Source organism: Ferroplasma sp., from assembly GCF_031200575.1.
Classification (GTDB): domain Archaea; phylum Thermoplasmatota; class Thermoplasmata; order Thermoplasmatales; family Thermoplasmataceae; genus Ferroplasma.
Window position 1 is genome coordinate 1,061,631 of record NZ_CP133597.1, and the last position, 21,858, is coordinate 1,083,488.

The window sequence follows — 21,858 nt, forward strand, 5'->3', positions numbered from 1 at the left end:
AGTCCCTAGAAACAGCTCCATGGTTATCGTCATAAGCACATATCCCGCCTCTAGGATTTATGGTATAGCAGCTAATTCTATTCTTTTATTAGTAACTGATAGGCAGCGTCGGATAGCCCGCTTTCAGGATTTCCATAGAACAGGTGCCTTGTCTGTGTGAATTCATATATGCCCTCTAAACCCAATTCCCTTCCAATGCCGCTCATTTTAAAGCCACCTCTAGGGGCTGCGGCCGATAATAGGTGATAATCATTTATCCACACGGTTCCTGCCTGGATGTTGCTGGCAATATTATATGCCCTGTTCAGGTCATTGGTCCATACCCCTGCGGCCAATCCGTATTCTGTATTGTTTGCTATTTCAATCGCCTCACTGTCCGTATCAAAGGTAGTAACAGATAGCACCGGGCCGAATATTTCTTCCTTAAATATTTTCATGTCCGTGCCTACATCGGTCAGTAGTGTTGGAGGATAATAAAATCCATTTCCCGGAACATTATTTTTTAGCTCCCTGGAATAATATATTTTTGCACCGCCGTTTATGCCCGCTTCCATTAAATTATTTATTTTATCAAGCTGCTCTTTATTTGTAATCGCGCTGATGTCTGTATTAAAATCCATGGGATTCCCGGGAACCATATTATCAAGATAATGCCTCATTCTTTCAAGGAATCTGTCCTTAATTTTACTGCTGAGTATTAGCCTGCTGCCGGATTCACATAGCTGGCCAGAGTTCAGGTATATGCCGAATAGAACACCCTTAACTGCCCTCTCAATATCTGCATCATCAAATACAATATTCGGGGATTTTCCACCCAGTTCAAGGGTAACCTTCTTTAAATTCTTTGATGCCTTTTCCATTACACTTCTTCCAGTATTTGTTGATCCAGTAAAGCTGATCATGTTTATTTTTTTATTTTCGATTAAGTAATTCCCTGTGGTGCTTCCCCTGCCTGCAATTACGTTTACAGAACCCTCCGGAAAGCCCGCATCCATGATATCACCTGCCAGTTCCAGTGCAGTCAGCGGAGTGTAATGTGACGGCTTTAAAACCACAGAATTTCCAGCCAGAAGTGCCGGAATTACCTTCCATACTGCCATTAAAAACGGGACATTCCATGGTGCTATTGCTGCCACAGTACCCATGGGAACATACTGTATTACCCCCCTTGTTCCCGGGTATTCCGGATGTTCTATCTCCCTTGATTCCAAATAATCATTGACTTTTCCGAAATATCTTATATGCTCTATGCCCAGGGGTATATCCATGAAACTGCTCTGCCTTATGGTTTTCCCTGTATTCAGTGATTCATAATTTGAATATATTTCAGATTTTGATTCTATTATGTCTGCCAGCTTTAATAATAATTTCTGCCTCTCCTTCAACCCAATTTTAGATATGCCCTTTAATGCCTCTATTGAAGAATTAACTGCTTTATCAACAGTGTTTCTATCAGATTCTATGCAGTACCCAATAAGTGAACCATCTGATGGGCTTATCATCTTTATTTTTTCTCCCTCCTGATCTATCTTTCCATCTATAAAATTGCCAAAAATCTTTTCCATTTAATCACCATGAACCTTATTAAAAATGGCTTCTATGCCGTTTCTATCAATATCCTCAGGGTTTGTTATTATGCCTGTCGAATTTTCTGCCAGTTCCACCATCAAATCAAAGTTTTTCTTATACTCATCCTCATTTATATTCAGGGCGTCCATTGTTACTGGCTGTCCCATTTTCCCGAATAAATTTTCAATGCTCAAATCCAGCGAATCTTCCCTGATGCTATCCGGAAGTATGCTGTTCAATTTATCGTATTTGATTTTCGAGGAGCTGTAATTATAACGTATAACCTCGGGCAGAAATAATCCAACTGTTTTCCCATGTGCTATTTTAAAGACTGCACCGAAGGAATGCCCTAATGCATGTGCCAGCCCTATCTGTGAATTTGAAAAGGACATGCCTGCCATGGACGCCCCTATATGTACGTTGTTTCTGGATTCAATATCGCCCGGTTTTTTCAGTACATTTAAGATATTATTTGATATTAATTCCAGTGCCTTTTCTGCCAGTGCATCTGAATAGGGATTTGCCCATTTTGCTACATAGGCTTCTACTGCATGGGTTATTGCATCCACAGATGTGTTTACTGTCTGTTCCCTGGGAAGTGACAGAACCATTTCCGGATCCAAAATAGCATAATCTGGAAGTATCTCCGGTGATGCCAGCTCATTTTTTCTGTGTTCATTTTTTTCAGAAACAACAGCAGCCCAGGAGCATTCCGAACCTGTGCCGCTTGTTGTGGGTATAGCAATTAAATGGCTTTTCTTCCTCAAATTTAATTTTACCAGGGGTGTAATGTCATAGATACTGATGTCCGGTCGTTCGTATAGGGCAAACAAAATTTTTGCAGTGTCCATAGATGAACCACCACCAACCCCAATAAATAAATCAGGCCCGAACTTCTTTATCCCGTTTATATGCTGTAGCATGTTGTCATAATCAGGTTCTGGCAGAATGTCAGATACAATGAATTTTTCTGAATTAGCAGGCAAATTTTTTTCAACTCTGGTTATTAAGCCCGAATTAACTATATTTTTATCTGTTATTATTGCAATCTTTTCTGCGTCAAGCGTACCTAAAAATGATAGGGATTCCTCGCCGAATACAATACTGGGCGATCTAAAAAACCACATATCATGCCTCGAACTCTGTTTTTACCAGGGAAGCAGTATTGACCATTTCCTTGGCGGCCTTGGTATATCGCATTATTTTCATCATGGGGCCATCAAGCTTGAACTTTCCTGTCATAAGCCCCTGGATTGGGTCTATTTCTTTATTGATCAACTTAACCCAGTTTGAATACTTCCCTATATAACTGAATTCAGATTTTTTTATGTCATCTTCCTTATCCGATGCCTTATATGATCTGCACTCTCCATGGAATAGGTCCAGATAGAGGTACCATGTTTTGCTGTACTTCTCATCAGGCTGTATAACAAAGGTGATATCACCCTCCCAGGTTTTGCCTGCATCTTTATATTCTTTGTTGCTATTTAGAGCCTTTACATATTCATCTGCCCACTCAGGGCTTGGAAAAACTGCCATAATGCTTATAAATGTTAAATATATATAAATATTATTAAGTGGATATTATAACTCTTATAAAAACATTTTTTCTATATTTTTATCCGTATTTACAACAAGAACCTTCGGGCCATCGCCCTCCCTTAGCCATTCCAGTTCACCCAGATCATTTGATGCTACCATGGTATCTATGTTAAAACCCTTAGAAATGCTTTCAATATTGAGATTTAAGGTCAGGTAATCCCTATTCTGCATTTCAGGATAATATGAATCCGCGAAACTCTTTAAAATATTATAGCCACCGTTGTTCAGCACCAGTATTTTAACGGGCAGATTATATTTTTTCATTGTCCACAGGCTCTGTACAGTATACATGAATGATCCATCCCCTATTATTACCAGGGTTTTCCTGTTGTTCACCGAAATGCCTGTGGATGCTGGCAATGCCCAGCCCAGCTGCCCGGTTTTTGCAGTAAAATATTTTTTACTACCATAGCCAAATATTGACCTTACATTCTCTGTTGCAGAAATAGACTCATCAACCACTGTATAATCCTTAAAAATCTTCCTTGCCATATACAAAACATAGTTGACTCCCATTGTAAGTCTTTCCCTTGCTATTTTGTTTGGAAATGTTAGATCCCTGCTTTTATGATAATTTCCCTTTTTATTTACCAGGCTTTTAGCCTTTTCTAGGAAAAGTTTCGGGTTCATGAAGTATGATTCGCCTGTTTTACGGGATAAATCCGTGCCTACAAAAATTACATCCTTTCCGGCAAATGGCTTTGATGGAAGGTATGGATAGAAGATGATGTCCCCTCCTATAAATACAATTAAATCATTTTCTATAAAATTCAAATTCATCAATGTAGAGGCTGGCAATAAATCACCGGCATAGTTGTCCTGTTCCGTATTATATGTGGACCTGGATGCCAGAGGTTCTGAATAGACCTTAACACCGAGTTTTTTAGCAAACTCACCGGCTTCCTTAAAAGCGTTGTAAAGATCAATTTCATAGCCGAACACAATTGCTGGATTTTTTGCCCTGTTGATTTTATCACATATTTCCTTAATTGCCTCTTCATCAGAGATATTGTAATTAGGATCCTGGTACTGCTGTTTATAATATTCCCCGTTATAATCCATTATATCCATCGGAAAGGAAAGGAATACAGGGCCCATCTGCGGCGTCAATGCAATTTCCCTGGCCCGTTTAAGGGCAACAGGTATATCCTCGGGATTTTTTATTTCGTACTTATACTTAACAAAATCTGAAACCATGGACATGGTATCGCCTGACAGCAGTGGATCATAAACTAAATGCCTTGTATCCTGCTGCCCTGCAGTAACTATTACTGGAGACCTGTTCATTTTTGCTGTAAATAAAAAAGCCATGGAATTCCCCAGGCCCGGCATTGTATGCAGATTTACCATGGACGCTCCAGAATTATATAATGAATAGCCATCAGCCATTCCCAGTGCAATTGAATCGTGCAGCGATAAATAGTAATTATCAACTGATCTCAGCATCGGGATCTCTGTTGTTCCCGGATTTCCTGATATAAAGTTAATTTTGGCATCCTTTAATGAATTATATAGGATTTCATAGCCCTTCATTATAGATCACCCTTTATCTTATATAATGGCTCCAGTCCCTGTGTATATTTTATTAGATTTCCTATTGTCTCCTGCAGAAATCTCTGCTGGCTTTCAACTGTTACACCTGCAATATGCGGTGAAAAGATTACATTATCCAGTTTGAATAGCTCTGAAGAAAAATCCGGTGGCTCCCTGCTGTATACATCAATGCCCGCGTATATATTTTTAGTTTTTATGGCATTAATCAATGCATCTTCATCCATGATTTCTCCCCTGGATGTATTTATAAAAATTGAGTTATCCTTCATCATTGAAAAATGCCTATCATCGAATAATTTTAATGTACTCTCTGTTAGTGGCAGGTGTACCGATATTATATCTGAATTCTTCAGAACCTCCTCCAGCCCCATATAGGTTAATCCATATAATTCTTCATCCTGGGCTGATAATCTTTTTACATCATAATATACGATTCCCGGTCCGAAGGGTATTAACTTCTGCACAAGCTTGATGCCTATAGCTCCCATACCAACAATGCCGAATATCTTCCCGTTCAATTCGGTGGAATTTGTCAGTACAGGCCATTCACCGCTGCGTATTTCCTTATCAAAAAATATTAAATTCTTTAAAAATGCCAAAACCATTGCGATAACGTGCTCTGCAACAGCGTCCTTGTTCGCCCTGGGAATATTTGACAAAATAATATTCCTGCTTTTTAAATATTTTACATCAACATTGTTATAACCTGTGCTGGAGACCTGCAGAAACTTTAAATTTGGGAATTTGTCTATTTCATCCTTTCCAAACCGTGTAAATGTTGTTATAACAACAACCTCTGCATCATGTTTCTCGAAATCCATATCCGTCCTTATCTCTATCCCGGGCATTATCTGGTCTACTGTTTTCCTTATATCCTCTATGGGCAAAAATGCAGGCAAAATAACCAATATTTTCATGGGAATATAACATGTTTGCCTATTAAAAAGTTTTTAAATGCACGATTATTCAATATGAACGAATACTGAAGGATGATATTAATAGATAACTTAGGAGCCAAGATTTTGAACATTGCTCCCATCCTGTCATATTTCTATAACTTGTGGGGAATTAACCCGTTAGTTAATACGTTTGCTTCAAAATAACTATATATATTTAAATGTTAAATTTTCATGAGGGCGAAACTGTTTCTCAAAGTTGCTGTAATTGCCATTGCTTTAATGTTTATAATAATAGCCTTTTCCCCTGAAGCATCAACATCCACAGTTAGCATGCAAAACAAACAGGGAATAAGGTTAGACTCTGATACAGGAACCAGAACCCCAATAAAGCACGTTATAAATATATATCTGGAAAATCACAGTTTTGATAATCTATTCGGGATATACCCCATTGATAACTACACAGCCAATTCAAGTATTTCTGCAAACCTTTCTATACCATTAAATCTGCTCTCGGACAGGGCAGCAAGGAATATGTTAACTGAAATACCCACAGGAACTTTCTATACCAAGGACCCCAATGAGGGATATGTTTCATACCATCTGGATTTTAATCATGGAAAACTAAATGGTTTTCTAAAAGGTAGTGGTCCCCAGGGCCTTACCTACTATTCTGCCGCACAGGAGGCACCTCAATGGGATATTGCAGAGCAATACGGCCTGGCCGATAATTTTTATGCCCCGTGCCTCTCTGAAAGTGCACCACATCATCTTTACTATGTTGCAGGTTACTCTCCAATAATCAATGATTATGGCCCTCCTCCCTATATTCCATATTCACAGTCTATATTCGGGGAGCTTTCAAAATATAATATATCATATGGAGTCTACCTGAATAATACAGCATATAGATGTGCATCATGGAATTTTCTGTACGGGCATAGCCACTATTCCTCACACCTCCAGAGCTGGAACGCCTTTTTGAATCAAACTGCAAATGGTACACTCCCGGCGGTTAGCTATTTCTTTTCACAGGGCACAGGCAAAAGCATGGGGCCTCCGGATAATATACTGAACGGCGAAATGCTGCTGCTTTATGTCATAGACGCAGTTGAAAAAAGCCCGCTGTGGAACTCTACAGCCATATTCATTACCTACGATGGCTTCGGAGGGTATTATGACCAGGTTGTTCCGCCTGTTATGGATAATGTACAGCTTGGCTTAAGGATACCACTTATAGTTATATCTCCATATGCCAAGGAAGATTATATTTCTAATACCCAGATGCTTGTTACATCAATACTTGGGTTTATCGATTATAACTGGAAAATGCCAGCACTGAATAAAATGGTCGACGATTCGTACCTGCCCTTGGATTTCTTCAATTTCTCTGACATGCGAGGGCCCATACAATTTAATGCTTCCGCTGGTTTTCCTGTCCCGTCTAATATACATTTTGCCCTGGTGACAGACACTTCCACGGACAACTATTCAGGACTCTTCCCCATGGAGCCACAGATACCTCTAAACACATTGGGGTATAACAGGTCTGGCTCTTCATCTGTAAATCTCTCCTCCATGGGTGTGGGCATACTGAATAAAAATGAACATGGATACATACCCTTCTTTGAAAGCATTGGATTTTATTCCCTACTGGTGGTAGTGGAGATAGCAATTGCAGCGGCCATTGTAACCATGTACAGGAGGAGGTGAAAACATGTGGCATGGCAACAAAAAGTCTGGAAAGGGTATGGTACTTATATCCACTCTGGCAGCCATAATAGCTCCTGCAATTCTTGGCGTCTCCCTGATTTTTACCATGGGATATTCCTCAGGACTTATCTATATAATAGGGGCTCCATACCAGCTTCTTTCCCTGTTTGAGGGTATCATAGCTGGCATTCTGGTTTTTTCCTTTGCAGGATACATTATTGGATCGGCAAAAACATACAGGCTCATATCCGGACTGATTTTCGGCATTGCAACATTCTTTATTGCCTATTATATAATACACAGTCTCAACTTTGTGGTTCCCAACGGACTTCTTGCAGTATGTACATTTATAATCACGGGAACCTTTTTGCCTGTTTCACAGTTCGCAAGGGCAATTTACCGTGGCAGATTCCTTGGCGGGCTGGTTGTTCCATCAGGGATATCTATTCTTTCAATAGTTATTATAGCTGAACTTGCAATACTTTATGAGAATAGCGGGCAGTCAAATCTGGCGGAAATTGTCATTATAATGAATTCTATAGCCCTGATATTGCTGATACTAATACTGGCATCGCTGCTACACAGAAAAACATCAATTTCGGGGTTACTCAGAAATTGATTCCATATTATAATACTTCAGTATATCCACTGTTGAACCGCATAAATTTGTGAATAAAACCCTTGGATGCATCGTCTTTAGCTGTATAGTAAAGAAATAATATTTTTTTCTCTTTAGAAATTTTTAAGTATTCAAAGTAGTTTGTTTTTAATGGAAGAAATAAATAACTCCAGCCGTAGATGGTTTATACTTGCAGCTTATACACTTGTTGCACTGTCCTCCCAGGCCATATGGTTGAATTTTTCAGGCATAGCTGTTCCCCAGGTTGAAACCATATACAGGGTCAATGTATCCGAAATCGGCTATCTGGCTGCATTCTGGCCGCTTATTTTCATACCCTTATCAATACCCACAGGCATACTTGTTGACAGAATAGGCTTCAAGAAGGTTGTTTCAATGGGGGCCCTGATTATTGCCTTCTTTTCATGGATGAGGATCTTTGCCGGCAGGGATTTCATAATGCTGGTTGTTTTTCAGAGCCTGGCGGGGATAGGACAACCATTCATATTCAATGGAATATCAAAAATAGCGGGTACATGGTTTCCTGCAGGGGAACAGGCTGTTGCGACGGGAGTTGGTACCCTGGGGCAAATACTTGGAATGATCGTTGCACTTATAGTTGCCCCACTAATGGTTCCCCTCTCATCGTTCTCTGAACTCCGTGCAAATATGATAGTTTTTTCCTTGATAGCCACTGTTGCATTTATCTTATTCTTTATAATTTCCCGGGAGAACCCTTCATTTACACCATCCCATGACAAAAATCTTGTAAGCGAGATCAGGGGGCTTCTCAATATAAGGAATATTATACTTCTCATGGCGCTGTTCTTTATAGGTGTGGGGATATTCAGTGGGCTGGCGCAGTGGATAGAGAGCATGCTGGCATCCCGTGGGGTTTCATCCCTCACAGGGGGGATTATAGCAGCATCCATGCTTATCAGTGGAATTGCAGGGATGATAGTGATACCGTACATTGCAGATAAAAAATCCAAGCTAAAACAGTTTGTTCAGGTTAACAGCCTTATAGCCGCTGTATTTCTACTGTTATTTGCTTTCAGGGCGAATATTGCCATATACTTTGCTATTGCCATTGTTATAGGGTTCTTCCTGCTTTCACTGGCACCAATAGGCCTTCAGATATCACTTGAAACCGCCGGTGAGAAAAGGTCAGGCACATCAGCAAGCCTTATCTGGCTGGCATCACAGGTCGGTGCCCTATTTCTCATACTGATAATGGGGGATCTCGGACCCGTGACATTTACGGTGTCCAAAGTGCTGTTTCCACCCTGGTTTTTGACCATGCTTGTTGTGGCTGTTCTTACCCTAGTTGCATTCGGCCTGAGTTTCTTTATAAAAAACACCAGGAACCGTCAGGGAAAAATGATCAATGAAAGCAGGTGAACCTTTTTAAATTTTTATTTTTCAGGAATATTTATTTTGCTGTATTTATCCTGTGCATAGATTTCCTGTTATTCCTGTAATAATTCTTAAATTCTTCAAAATTTTTCCTGTAAACGACGAAATTTTCCACGTTGGGCTTGTAAACAGCAGGCTCCCCTGATACTGTCTTCAGGTCTTCCATGGAGATGATGCCAGACCCCACCCCAGCCAGCAGGGCTATGCCCCGGACAGTTGAAAATCTCGGGTCTGGAATTACGCTTATTTCTCTTTCCAGCACGTCAGATAGTATCTGGGGCCAGACGCTGGAGAGTGCGCCTCCACCAGACATGATAATTCTGTTGGGTACGTTTCCCTTTCCCAGGAATTTATCCACTATGGCAAGGAGCCATTTTGAGTTGAAAGCAACCCCTTCCATGACTGACCTTATTAAATCCTCCCTTCCATGGCCAAGGGACAGATTGAAAAATCCACCCCTTAAAAGGGAATCTTCGACAGGTGCCCTTTCTCCGTAGACCCATGGCAGGAAAATTAGGCCATTTGAACCGGGAGGAGAGGCGGAAGCCATCCTATCAATTGTATAGTACTTATCATTACCTCCTATTCCAAGTATACCGGATATGTACTCCATGCAGCTTGATGCGTTTTCCTGTTCTGCTGCTATGAAATATTTTCCTTCAATTGCTGAGGGAAGGGATGCAATATTGTGTATTATGTCGGTTTTTTTATGCGCCACATGGGCTGTAATCCATGAGGATGTTCCCAGGTAGAGCAGAGTGGAATAATGATCAATGCAACCACCACCCAGAAGTGAGCACTGGGTATCTCCACATCCGCCTATTACATCAACGTCATCCGGAAGCCCAAGCTCTGAGGCAGCTTCCGGTGTGATCTTTCCTGCAATATCCACAGCCCTTATCATCTCTGGAAGTTTATCCGGATCCAGCTTATTCAATCGTATAAGCGACTCACTATATTTGATTTTATCCGGATTTCGGTTATCACTTGACCACAGCAATGTTGCAGTATCCCATGTTGTTTTAAAGTTCCCCGTAAGTCGCATGTTGATATAATCCTTTGGTTCCAGAAATTTATATGTATCCCTGTATATGTCCTGCATGTTTTCCCTGATATACAGAATATGGGCAATAGTATCCTTACCGGAATGGGCAGGAGCTCCTCCTGTAAGATGAAGCCATCTGTACAGCTTATCAACCCTGTATCCGGAAATTGATGGGAAACCACCTGTAAGTGCTTCCACCTCTTTGCTTCCCCTCGTGTCCATCCAGATTATGGCATTGTGAAGCGCCTTTCCTTTGCTGTCAACAGGAACAGTGCCTGACCACTGGCCTGTGACCCCAATTGAGGCTATATGATATTCGCCAGCCCTGTTTTTTATATTGCTGATACAGGATTTTATAGCATTCCACCATTCGTCAGGATTCTGCTCTGCAGCCCCCTGGTTTCCGATATCAAGGCCATAGCTGCAGAAAGAAGTTGCCACTGTTTTCATCTGGTCATCAAGGAGTATGGCCTTACAGGAGGATGTCCCCATATCCAATCCCAGCATAGCCTTAATTTTATCCATAGGCATCAGCTGTAAAGCCACTCCACAATGTTCGTTAGAAACAGATCCACTGCTTCCCTGGGCATTGCTGATGCCATGCCATAGACAGGTGCAAGTCCGGCTGCTTTGCTCTCTCCACTTTTCATTAACTTAACAGATTCCTGAAGGTCATGTACGTATCCCTCCTTTACTCCTGGCTCAGTCTGCCTCATGGTGAGTGCTATATGAAACGCCGGTGGGTTGGCAAGCCCGCTAAGCATCCATCCCTTTTTACCCATTTCAGCCATTAAGGAGTATGGATTTATTGCATCAGAGGTCAGTGCAACAACCCATAATGGATTCCCCATGAGTTTTAATTCAGGAATTTTCTTAACCTCATTGATTATGTATTTTCCTGTATCCAGAATGGACCTGCTGCTCTTCTGGTATCCTGATGAACCCATAAGGAGCATGACAGCCCAGGCAGCAACAATGGGATACCCGGGCCTGCTGCCTGCCATGGTGGGGGTGAAGTATATACCACCTTTCCATGTTCCTGTGGCATAGAGCTGATTCTGAAATAGTTCGCTATTTCTGTAGAGCACCACTGATGTGCCCTTGGGCGCAAAACCATATTTATGTGTATCCATGGAAATGGATGTTACACCCTCAAGCCTGAAATCAAATGGCGGCAGCGGGCATCCTGCATTATTCGCCCATGGAATTATGAAACCGCCAAGGCAGGCATCCACATGCATTCCTATACCATGGTCATGTGCAATTTCAGACATTTCCTTTACAGGGTCAAAGGTTCCGTAGGGGAAGTTAGGCATGGAACCTACTATTGCAACAGTGTTTTTAGTTATGGCAGATTTCACCTTCTCAATATCGGCTATGTAATTTTCATCAAGGTCTACAAATACAGGTTTCATACAGAAATAGTCACAGGCTTTCAGGAATGCTGCGTGTGCAGATACCGGAAGTATGATTTCCGGTTCTGTGATGCCCCTTGATTTTCTGTAATAATCACGATACGCCTTCATGGCCAGGAGTATGCTTTCAGTGCCGCCTGATGATACCACGCCCCTGGTGGACTCATTGCCATTCATTATGCCGGCACACATAGATACTATCTCAGTTTCGAATTTAGTTAGGCTTGGCCAGACATCCGGATGTAGTGGATTGGACTGTGAATACACAGAATAAACCCTGTCCAGAAAATTAAGCAGGTCACTTCCACCATGATATACAGCACCTGATACCTTGCCTGCCTTCCACTGCCTGTTCTCCTCGCTTGAGTATTTTTTAAGGGTACCGAGGATACTATCACCATCTATGCCTGTGTCCGGTATTTCACGGTATTCCTTAGAATTATTTTTGTATGGCTTGAGGCTTTTTTGTAGTTCTTCCATAATCTTATCAATGTCAAGATTGTCCATTAGTGATTATAAACTGTGGTGTATATAAAAATTTGTCTCAAGTGAAAAGTCGTACAGGATTATTGTTTGCATATAATTTCAATAAATAAGGACAGTATTAAAAATCAGTTATTATCTGGGAACATGAGAACATTCCTCAAATATGAATGATTTTCCTGATCTGCGCAGGCCACTTTCCGTTACTATATTAATTCCACTTAATATTTTAAGCATTTTATTAATGTAAAACTTCCTTGATATGCCTGTATAAGATTTTTTACCCCAGAAATTGTAATCTGATAAAATGCTGATAAATTCCTCATCTGAAATCATTATGTCACATAAGACATGTTTTTATGTAAATATTGTGTCACATGTGACATACTATTTAAAAAAATTCACCATCGTGTACCATATTATGTTTATTTATAAAGGGTACCTCCTGTTGAACATCTCTTTAATCTTATCATGGCATCTATAGTATCCATTCTTTATTCCAGGATTCTCATCCAGATACTGGTTATGCTCTATTTTCATAAGTGCTTCCGGTTTCTCTTTGACTGTGTTTTCTATTTTATCCTCTACATCCCATACGTTTATATTGTCAGATTCCGTATTTTATTACCTCCTTGTTGCTCAAAAGAGTTATTTCTCCCTGTTATTTAATGATCATTTCGTTATTAACAGGGGGTTTATATTTACACAAAATATGTTACACAACCGAGGGAGAATATAGAGCAGTGCTTCTGTGCAATGAAGAATGACATGAAGAATGATAAAACATACCTGAGGGACAATGATGCCATAAGAGGCTATTTCTTCATATCATTCATCGCACTGTACATACATTACAGGATACTTGAGATATTAAGAATCAATGATTTGATAGGGAAGTACTCTGTGAATGAACTACTGTTTGAACTGTCAAAGGTCTATGCAGTGAAATACTCAGATAATAAGATAGAGTTCAATGAAATCCCTAAAAAGGTGGAATCACTATTAAAGAAGATAAACATGGACATATTACCTAAGAATTAGCCAGTTAAGGTTAATAAATTATCTACATACATATATGACTGTGGAGGTCTAGAACCGAGGCATATCTCATTAAATGCTCTTGGCTGGCTTAATAATTGTAAATCTGTAATTTTAATTGCGTAGCCAATTTCTGAATCTTTAAAGTAACTAAAAAATTCTTTTTTGGATATTCCAGATTCTTTTTTTAGTTCTGCCCAAAGGTCTTTCGGTTCTTTACTAATAATACTTCCTATTATAAAATATCCTATAATTTTTTTGTCCGGGCTTGAAGAGTATATAATTGCATATCTTACATTTTTATTTTTAAAAATTTTTCTCCTGAATTCATATTTCTTTTTACCTTTTATAATTTTTTTAGTATATTTTGGCTTAATTGAAAGTATAACATCCATCTATACCTACATGCTTTTTTATTTTATTATATTTTTCATTGTTTATTTTCATTATAGATTGCGGAGCCCCTTTTAATATTTCATTTTTGATCAAATAATCTAAATCTAAACCCTTTTTAAATGTAAAATTATATAAAAACATAATAACTAGCTGATTTCCATTCTTAATATCTTTTTTATTATAAACGCTTCTCTTTCCTATCACTTTTATAATATCATCACTATTATTAAGTCTATATGCTTTTTCAACAATACCAATATTTAACAAACTCTTTTTATCCTCAGAACGATAAAACATTATTACATCTCCAGGATTTATGTTTTTTATTCTTGAATTTGAAATATATGCTTTTTCTATTGTATTTTTTTCTGTTATTGGTTCACCAGAAAATTCAGTAATCAGCGTTTGTATATTATTTTTTTGCACAAATAATCTATTATAAAACTCTGGTTTAATTGGTATAATGAATTTATTAACTTTCACCCCATCATAGAAGCTAGGGTAATATATTTTATCAAATTTAATAATATCATTTGGACTTTCATAATTTTCTGGAATTAACTGTTTAACATAAACACGTTCATTGCGTTCATTTAAACCATAATCTATAAAACCGTATTTTTCAATTAAACTTATTAAATAATCATTATCCTCCGGAAAATGTGTAAGGTATGTTTCAAATATTTTTAGTTTTAAACATATATCTATAATAATTCTTATAAATAATTCACCCAACTTATAACCTGTTGAGGTAACAATAAATGTTGAAATTTTTAATCTGTTTTTTACACTTAAGCCCCAATCTTTAAGTTTTATAGTTTCCTTCTCTTCTTTATATATTATAATGCCTCCAATACTATCATCATCATTATAATAAACAGCACATTTTCTTTTTTCTTTAGATATCTTTTCAAACCATTCATTAAATTCACTATACTCAGATTTTAATTTATCAAAAATTTTATCATTTAGATTAATATTATCTACTGTATCAAATTTTATTTTAGGTGAATACAGTGATGGTGTTTCTGAAAGTATATTATAAGAATCTGATATAGTTAGTATTTGATTTTCTATACCTAAATTCTGTGATATTGAAAGGATTTTAATATTTTCTGTTATTAAAAAATCATTTTCTTTTTTATAAATAGAATAAAGCATGTATTTATCAATTTTATTTTTAAGGTTTAATTTATCTATAAAATCATTCCTAACATTTTCATCAACATTTATTATTTTATAATTTTTTAGTTTGCCATTTATTTTATGTTCATCTGTTAAATTATAAAAAATCACCATTATGTCATTACTGTTTAATACCTCGAAAAGTTTGTCATTATTTAAATCTAAAATTTTTTGATCTATTAATATTTTCATTAAATCACTTTAGATGGTAAATTCTTCAAAAATATTAAATGTATTCATCATAAAAAGTTTATTAAAGAAGTATTATTTATATTCTTAAAATACTATGTTATTTAGAATGATGATAATGTAATTATTCTGATGTAAATTTAAAATTAATGCATCTTCATCTGTTATTTTCAAACTCTTGTAATATGTATTTTACCAAGGGTATAGTTTCAGGTGTAATCACCGATTTGGAATTCACCATTTTATCCGGTTTAAAATTCCCCACCTGATTATAGCATCAGTGGTGGAATTTGATTGGCAGCGAGGTGTGGAGAATGATTAAAAATATGGTTGAAAGAGGAATTAGCAAGGCTGAAATAGCAAGGCAGTTGGGAATAGACAGTAAGACCGTAAGGAAATAAGCCAGTAGCAATAATATGCCATCTGTTAAAAAACACAGTAAAAGGGCATCAAAGCTGGACCCTTACAGGGATTGGATAAAGGGTCTTATTGAAAAGTACAATCTTTCCAATGTCAGGATATTGGAGGAAATCAGGCAGGATGGATATGATGGTGGAAAGACAATACTGGGAGATTACTGCCTTACACTCAGGAAGGACCGCAGAATTCAGGCAGTGTACCGCTATGAAACAGAAAGCAGTCACAGGTAGATTTTGCTGAATTTATGAAATGCCAGTCTATCCTTAATGATCTGCAGGATAATGTCCTGAAGTTGGGTATATCTGTAATATTCAGCAGTTCCATGAATTCAGGATGGTTATTGAAGAAATATTTAGACGGCCTGTATGATACTCCATATATCTTCAATATTACAATAATTTTTACAATAAGGGATGCGGGATATTTTCTTATTCTATCCTCCGTAACTATTTTTATCCAACCTCTGCATAGTTAATGGGATGTGGTTCGTTGCCATATCCCATCAATGTTTTTAAAATTAATAAATATGGCAATTGTTGAACAAATTATGAAAGTTTGGATAGCCTAATGGCTCAATGAAATGAATAATTTAAATGACGGCAAAATAATAATAGGTAATGCATCATAAGATTACAACAATATAAGGCCATATTCTACATTGGATTATTATTCACCAATGCGGTTTCTTGATAAATGGAATAATGAAGTAAATTTAGGAAATATTTCAAATAAAATTTCATGAAGGATTAAATTATAAAAATATAAAAGTGATTGTGGATTTTATTAATTTCCATTTGCCTCAATAAAACTTTTTAAATCATTTAAATCCATCAAAATGATATCTTTGTCCTTTAAAGTATTTATATCCCCAATAAAGCCGGATTTAGAGAATAATGCATAAATAACATTGCAATTATTATATTTTTCGAGCAAAATTCTGGATTTTTCTCTTAATTTATCTATCAATGATACAGATATTTTTTTATCAGTCCATTTACATTCACCAAATAATATTTCATTTCTTTCATGGGAATAGGCAACTATGTCTATCTCCTCAATATTTTTACCTTCTTCCTTTGATTTGTTTTTGCCCCACCACCTTGACACATTATCATAATATTTTCCCGTTAAACCGTCATATATTAATGATCTTATTAAAAATTCAAACCTTTCACCCGAATAGGTATTAAAATCATTTTTTATATAATTAAGCACTTTTTCTGTCCTTGAATTTTCTATCTCACTTTTATTTGGCAATATATAACGAAACCAGAATGATAAATAATTATCCTTAATCCAGTAAAGCCTGCGTTTAAAATTCTCATTTGAGCCAAATGGCATTTCAGGCCCTATAAAATCAAGGGACATTAAAACATCAATATATTTTGATACCATGCTTTTATCCATTCCTGTATATGAGCATATTTCATTGAGCCTGTGGTTTCCAATGGCTATTGCCTTTAAAATTGTAAAGTAATTTCTGGCCTCCCTTAATTCACTTCTTAATAAGAATTCTGCCTCCTCATAAAGATAGCTGCCACGGTTTAGGAAATTATTTGTTAAATTATCCCAGAATGGCAATTTAGAATTGAATTTCAATATATATTCTGGTATTCCACCAAGAACAAAATAACTATTGCATAGATCCTCAATGTTATAGTTAAGAAAATTATTGATATATTTAAATTTTAATGGCTTGATTCTAATCTGGCCTGTCCTTCTTCCATATAATGGGGATTTGTAAGATAAAACATCATTTTCCATTACGCTCACAGATGACCCGGAAAGAATTAAAAAAACATTATTATTTTTAAGAAATGAGTCATAAATTTTCTGAAAAATTGATGGTATTGATCTGTTGGCCTCTATTAAATATGGGAATTCATCTATTGCAATAATAATTTTTGATTTTTTTGTTTTTTCTATGAAATTTTTGTTATTTACAATCGATGCAAAAAGTGAATACCAGTCATTGTAATGTGCATATTCAATGCTTTTATCGTTGAAAAATTCTGATAATAACCTCTGGAAATTTCTTATATTCTCAGTATCTCCCTCATTGGTTGCAAGAAAGTACAAACCATGGCCTGACATAAAATGATTTATAAGCTCCGTTTTCCCAACCCTTCTTCTTCCATATATAATAATTAATTCAGGATTATCATTAGAATGATGATTTTTTAATATATCCATTTCCTCAATTCTATCAATAAATTTTTGTTGAGACATAAGTATAATACTTTATACTCAACTAATATTTAAATTTAAGTTTATATAAATTACAACTTTATACCAATATAAATAATCTGTATATAAATAATAAAAGCATAAATCATGAATAATTATCCAAAATATTAATCCATGGATTCAAAATATGGTACAGGATCTTAATCTTCTCACTTGTATTGAACATTATTGCTCATTAGTGATGAGAAGGGTATTAAAATTATGAAACATACTAAAATAATTGTTATAATCTTTAATCGGTAATTCTTAGGTAATATGTCTAGGTTTATCTTCCTTAACAGTGATTCTACATTTTGAGGAATTTCATTGAACTCTATCTAATCATCAGAGTACTGGATTACATAGTGGTTATATTAACACTTAATATTGTACACAACCATGGAACAGCCTCCTTCAAAATGTATTCATTGCTTTATATGATCTGGCATAATATAACAAAACATAGAAAATGAAATGTTAAGGGATTCCTTGAAATGCATAATCATGATAAATGTTATATGTGGTATGATATCATTACTTTAAGTCCAAATTCCATTTACCGCTTGAGTATTGCGTCTACAGTTTTCAAAGTGTTTTCATAATCAAGCCACTGCATATTCTTTTCCATATCCCTGAGTTCTGGAGCATTCAGATATACATAATATGGAAGCATTGTATATTTTATAGCTCCCAGATTTCCGACTATTCTTTTCATTTCTCTGTAATGTTTCATAAATTTATTCATATTACCAGTTTTGATATACATGAAACAGTAACTCCCCTGCGCATAAACCATGCCACCAGGATACTTGACCTGTTCCTGTGTGTCCATGGCCAGATCAGAATATTTTAAGCTGGAAGAAAAATCACCCCTCATGGAGCTCGCTATAGACAGTGCGGCATATGTTTTACCGTATTCCACTGGAGCATTCAGATTCTTGTTGATTTCTACTGATTTTTTACCGTACTCAAGCGCCTTCTCCGGATCGAACCAGCAATACGATTCGGCAAGATTGTTATATAACTCACCCTGTAAACGTAAAATATTGAATTTCCTTGCCAGCTCCATAGCATTGAAATATTTTTCAAGGGCATTCTCAAACATAAAATTAAACCGGTAAATATGTCCCTCTATTCTGATCATTTCTGCAAATAGTACGCAATTTGTGTTCTGTTTTCCATATGCAGATTCCATTATATTCATGGCGTCTGAAAATTTGCCGGACAGGAACGTAAGGTCCCCTATCTGATTCTGGGATTTAAGGTAAAGTTCCCTACTCATATTATCCTTATATTTTTCAGAAATTCCCTTGAATGTAGTCAGTGCATCTGAAAATCTGCCCATTACACGCAGTGTATCAGCCCTGTAATATGATATGTAATCTTTATAATTGCCAAATAATGCATTTTCTGAATTTATATTCTCCAGTATTTTAATGCTATTTTCTAGCATTCCGATTCCTCTGAGATATGCAGCATACAGGAATTGAATCCGATCATCTTCCGGGCGCTTTTTAATGATCTGGCCCGAGATATTTCCTACTATATTCCAGTATCCGGCGTCTATGAGGAAAATCGAGAGTTCGATAAATTTTTCACCAGTGCTTATGGATGCTTCAGGTATATATGAGAGGAGATTCATAACATTGGGGTAAAAAACTACAAGTGAATCGTATGGAATGTTATGTTTATTTTCGTTGAGGTAGTTTATCACACCTGAAAAAATTTTATCGATGATCCTGGTTTTCTCACTTATTGTGGGGTTGTTTATAACATATTCATAAAAATTATCATGTACTTTGTATATGCCTTCTATGTCCTCAACCTTAAGAACAAACGAATGGTCTGTTATTTCCTCAAAGTTTGAAAGTGCAACCGGTATATTGAGCTCCTTTACCAGAATTTCGAAGATGTTGAAATTAAAGAAATGGATGTATGATAAAGCAGTGAATAGTGTTCTTTCATCATCTGAAAGGTGTGACAGAAATCTTGGTATAATTTCATTTGTAGGAATTATAAAATCATAACCTGAAATATTGTTATCCTTATTTCGCAAATAAATTTCTACACAGAGGTCAAGATACAGAGGAAGCCCTTTGCTGCTGGATATTATAGATTTTCTGATAGATTCATCTGGAATAGGAACTGATTTGAGGAAATAGTCAGAATCCTGATCACTGAGATAATCCAGTATATGCTGGTCCAGTATTTCATGCCACGAAGGATCTTTCTGCTCCCATTTCAGGTATTCCCTGCTCCCTATAATAAAAAGTGTTCTCTCAGAGGAGAGTAAGAGCTCCTGTATAAATTCATCCGGTTCACTGTTCAATAATTCAAAATCCTGGCGTCTGTATATGGATTCATACGAATCAAGAAATATGGCAAATACAGAATCTTTGCTACGGGATGCTATGGAAATATCTATTCCCAGAAGATGTGGGAGCCTCTCAGATATGGCCTCAGGATTTCTCTGGCATGCATCTATAGCGTCAATTTCATCGTGGTACTCTTTAAACTGTACTGAATATTTCTCCCTGACCCTGATGGCAATTTTGTCTATAAGCCCTACAGGAATATGTATGGCCTCAAGGATATCACCGGTTACATCCCAGAGAACGCTATTTTTGGGTATGAATTCCTTGATCTGGTCGGCAGATTTCCCTATTGAGGATAAGTATTTAACCAGCCCATAGTCGAAAAGGATGCATGGAAACCTTATCTGCTTTCTGAGGCCCAGGAGAACAGCCGATGGTGAATTGTATTCATGTACGTCCATCCCGGCAAAAAGAATAGTTACTGTATGACCGTCTGATTCTCTGTTTCTTTCATCCACAGTGGCCATCAGCTCCGATAAAAGCCTTGATTTTCCGATTCCACCTACACCGTAATACACCAGTGCCTTTCGTTTTATTTTACCACTGGTAATTTCATCAAGCCACATATTGAATACCCTGAATGGCTCTATCCTGTCTGTAAATTTTTTAATCGCCTGCTGGGTTTTTCTTGAAAACTTGCTTTCAGGCATTAGCATCATCACCATTCAATGGACTGTACATTGTATTATAGACCATTTTTCCATATTCCTCATTGCCTTTGCCCGAGTACAGGGCTTCATACACGGCAGCCTCAAGGCCGATATAATGTGCTAAGAGGTGATTTTCCTCTTCTGCAGAAAATAAAAGCTTGCTACCTGTATCGTTACTGATTGTCACTGTAAGTCCGGAGTGGTTCAGCCTGATTCTTGAATCCGTTTCAGGAAATGTGAAATCGGTATATTTAAAGGATGAATTTGAGACCCAGTTTGTAACAGTATGCCCGAAGCCTGCATCTTTATTTGAATCATTGAACTTCATTGATGCGGTTGAAAATAAATCAGAAAAGGTTCCCGCATAACTGTCACCGAAGGTTAATGAATCCAACCTTATACTGTCAAATATAGAATATAGCATGCTCAGAATATTCGATCCGCTATCGACCCAGCTGCCCAGAAGGCTCAATGCCTTATTCTTTAATTCTCCATCGATGAAATATGGATCAGAGAAATAGGAATAAAAGCTACCTATCTTTCCATATTCTTTATGAAGATCTGGGATCGATGTTCTGAACCAGGCTATTTCAGGTGAATATACAAAGTGGAATGCATTAAAAACCAATGCGTGATTTTCACGTGCTTTTTCCAGTAGTTTATTGTATTCTTCCATATTCAGGACGGTTGGCTTTTCAACTACTATGTTCTTTCCATATGATAAAATTTCCATTGCGGTTGTGTAATGGTTATCTGTCGGTGTACAAATGATGCATGTATTTATTTCGGGATCATTAAGGAGGTGTTCAAAAGTTTTATAGAATTTATGGCCGGCAGAGTCAGAGGCATTTATGCTGGTATCATATATTCCGGCGATATTCATTCTATTGTCTTTTAATATTGCCTTTTCCCAGTACTTTCCAATGTAACCATACCCCACGATGGCCATATTTATTTTTTTATTTACTCTGGCTACCATAATTATCATCAATGTCAAGAAACTGGTGTATTCCTTTAAAAATATAAATGTTAAGTCTTAATAAATGTTTGCATGTCGGCAGGAT

General features: G+C 37.0%; 19 protein-coding genes. 6 read left to right on the plus strand and 13 right to left on the minus strand.

The features are described 5' to 3' along the window. Positions 1-77: 77 nt before the first annotated feature. Genes RE471_RS05915 through RE471_RS05935 form a run of 5 tightly spaced genes read right to left on the minus strand, consistent with a single transcriptional unit; the run spans position 78 to position 5,642 of the window. The gene (locus RE471_RS05915) at positions 78-1,565 is read right to left on the minus strand and encodes an aldehyde dehydrogenase family protein (protein WP_309213885.1); all 1,488 of its coding nucleotides are present in this window, start codon (positions 1,563-1,565) and stop codon (positions 78-80) included. Next, positions 1,566-2,696: an iron-containing alcohol dehydrogenase gene (locus RE471_RS05920; protein WP_309213886.1), complete on the minus strand. Its 1,131-nt coding sequence runs from the start codon at positions 2,694-2,696 to the stop codon at positions 1,566-1,568. Position 2,697: 1 nt separating this feature from the next. After that, positions 2,698-3,108: an SCP2 sterol-binding domain-containing protein gene (locus RE471_RS05925; protein ID WP_309213888.1), complete on the minus strand. Its 411-nt coding sequence runs from the start codon at positions 3,106-3,108 to the stop codon at positions 2,698-2,700. A 54-nt stretch (positions 3,109-3,162) separates the two neighbouring features. Continuing rightward, positions 3,163-4,704, minus strand: a complete 1,542-nt coding sequence (locus tag RE471_RS05930; RefSeq protein ID WP_309213889.1) for a thiamine pyrophosphate-binding protein — start codon at positions 4,702-4,704, stop codon at positions 3,163-3,165. Beyond that, positions 4,704-5,642: a 2-hydroxyacid dehydrogenase gene (locus RE471_RS05935; RefSeq protein WP_309213890.1), complete on the minus strand. Its 939-nt coding sequence runs from the start codon at positions 5,640-5,642 to the stop codon at positions 4,704-4,706. Before RE471_RS05935 ends, RE471_RS05930 begins: the two co-directional genes overlap by 1 nt. Positions 5,643-5,855: 213 nt before the next feature. Between RE471_RS05935 and RE471_RS05940 the strand changes: the two genes are divergently transcribed. From RE471_RS05940 to RE471_RS05950, 3 genes are all read left to right on the plus strand, one after another. Further along, complete coding sequence (locus RE471_RS05940; RefSeq protein WP_309213892.1) at positions 5,856-7,337, plus strand: alkaline phosphatase family protein; 1,482 nt, start codon at positions 5,856-5,858, stop codon at positions 7,335-7,337. Positions 7,338-7,341: 4 nt separating this feature from the next. Then, positions 7,342-7,956 carry a hypothetical protein gene (locus RE471_RS05945; RefSeq protein WP_309213893.1) on the plus strand — a complete coding sequence of 205 codons (615 nt, stop codon included), beginning with the start codon at positions 7,342-7,344 and terminating at the stop codon, positions 7,954-7,956. 150 nt (positions 7,957-8,106) lie between these two features. After that, the gene (locus RE471_RS05950; RefSeq protein WP_309213894.1) at positions 8,107-9,357 is read left to right on the plus strand and encodes an MFS transporter; all 1,251 of its coding nucleotides are present in this window, start codon (positions 8,107-8,109) and stop codon (positions 9,355-9,357) included. A 31-nt stretch (positions 9,358-9,388) separates the two neighbouring features. Here the strand turns inward: RE471_RS05950 and RE471_RS05955 are convergent, their stop codons facing one another. The 3 genes from RE471_RS05955 to RE471_RS05965 form a co-directional block, all read right to left on the minus strand. Continuing rightward, positions 9,389-10,942 (minus strand): FGGY-family carbohydrate kinase, encoded by a 1,554-nt coding sequence (locus RE471_RS05955; protein ID WP_309213895.1) that lies wholly within the window; start codon positions 10,940-10,942, stop codon positions 9,389-9,391. Between the two features lie 5 nt (positions 10,943-10,947). After that, positions 10,948-12,339 carry an aspartate aminotransferase family protein gene (locus tag RE471_RS05960; RefSeq protein WP_309213896.1) on the minus strand — a complete coding sequence of 464 codons (1,392 nt, stop codon included), beginning with the start codon at positions 12,337-12,339 and terminating at the stop codon, positions 10,948-10,950. Positions 12,340-12,450: 111 nt separating this feature from the next. Beyond that, positions 12,451-12,651 carry a hypothetical protein gene (locus tag RE471_RS05965; protein WP_309213897.1) on the minus strand — a complete coding sequence of 67 codons (201 nt, stop codon included), beginning with the start codon at positions 12,649-12,651 and terminating at the stop codon, positions 12,451-12,453. A gap of 420 nt (positions 12,652-13,071) precedes the next feature. On the opposite strand from RE471_RS05965, the gene RE471_RS05970 reads away from it, so the two are divergent. After that, positions 13,072-13,356 (plus strand): hypothetical protein, encoded by a 285-nt coding sequence (locus tag RE471_RS05970; RefSeq protein ID WP_309213898.1) that lies wholly within the window; start codon positions 13,072-13,074, stop codon positions 13,354-13,356. Here the strand turns inward: RE471_RS05970 and RE471_RS05975 are convergent. After that, positions 13,353-13,748 carry an ASCH domain-containing protein gene (locus RE471_RS05975; protein ID WP_309213899.1) on the minus strand — a complete coding sequence of 132 codons (396 nt, stop codon included), beginning with the start codon at positions 13,746-13,748 and terminating at the stop codon, positions 13,353-13,355. The two genes, RE471_RS05970 and RE471_RS05975, sit on opposite strands and share 4 nt — an antisense overlap. Further along, on the minus strand, positions 13,726-15,126 hold the full coding sequence (locus tag RE471_RS05980) for a hypothetical protein (protein WP_309213900.1): 1,401 nt from the start codon (positions 15,124-15,126) through the stop codon (positions 13,726-13,728). Before RE471_RS05980 ends, RE471_RS05975 begins: the two co-directional genes overlap by 23 nt. A 287-nt stretch (positions 15,127-15,413) precedes the next feature. Here RE471_RS05980 and RE471_RS05985 point away from each other — a divergent pair, with 287 nt between their 5' ends. Beyond that, the gene (locus RE471_RS05985) at positions 15,414-15,524 is read left to right on the plus strand and encodes a hypothetical protein (RefSeq protein ID WP_309213901.1); all 111 of its coding nucleotides are present in this window, start codon (positions 15,414-15,416) and stop codon (positions 15,522-15,524) included. A gap of 15 nt (positions 15,525-15,539) precedes the next feature. After that, on the plus strand, positions 15,540-15,773 hold the full coding sequence (locus RE471_RS05990) for a hypothetical protein (RefSeq protein ID WP_309213902.1): 234 nt from the start codon (positions 15,540-15,542) through the stop codon (positions 15,771-15,773). 553 nt (positions 15,774-16,326) lie between these two features. Here RE471_RS05990 and RE471_RS05995 read toward each other — a convergent pair. From RE471_RS05995 to RE471_RS06005, 3 genes are all read right to left on the minus strand, one after another. Continuing rightward, positions 16,327-17,772: an ATP-binding protein gene (locus RE471_RS05995; RefSeq protein ID WP_309213903.1), complete on the minus strand. Its 1,446-nt coding sequence runs from the start codon at positions 17,770-17,772 to the stop codon at positions 16,327-16,329. A gap of 553 nt (positions 17,773-18,325) precedes the next feature. Beyond that, entirely contained in the window at positions 18,326-20,794 is a 2,469-nt protein-coding gene (locus RE471_RS06000; RefSeq protein ID WP_309213904.1) for a tetratricopeptide repeat protein, read from the minus strand. Then, positions 20,787-21,773: a Gfo/Idh/MocA family oxidoreductase gene (locus RE471_RS06005; protein WP_309213905.1), complete on the minus strand. Its 987-nt coding sequence runs from the start codon at positions 21,771-21,773 to the stop codon at positions 20,787-20,789. Before RE471_RS06005 ends, RE471_RS06000 begins: the two co-directional genes overlap by 8 nt. Between the last annotated feature and the right edge of the window lie 85 nt (positions 21,774-21,858).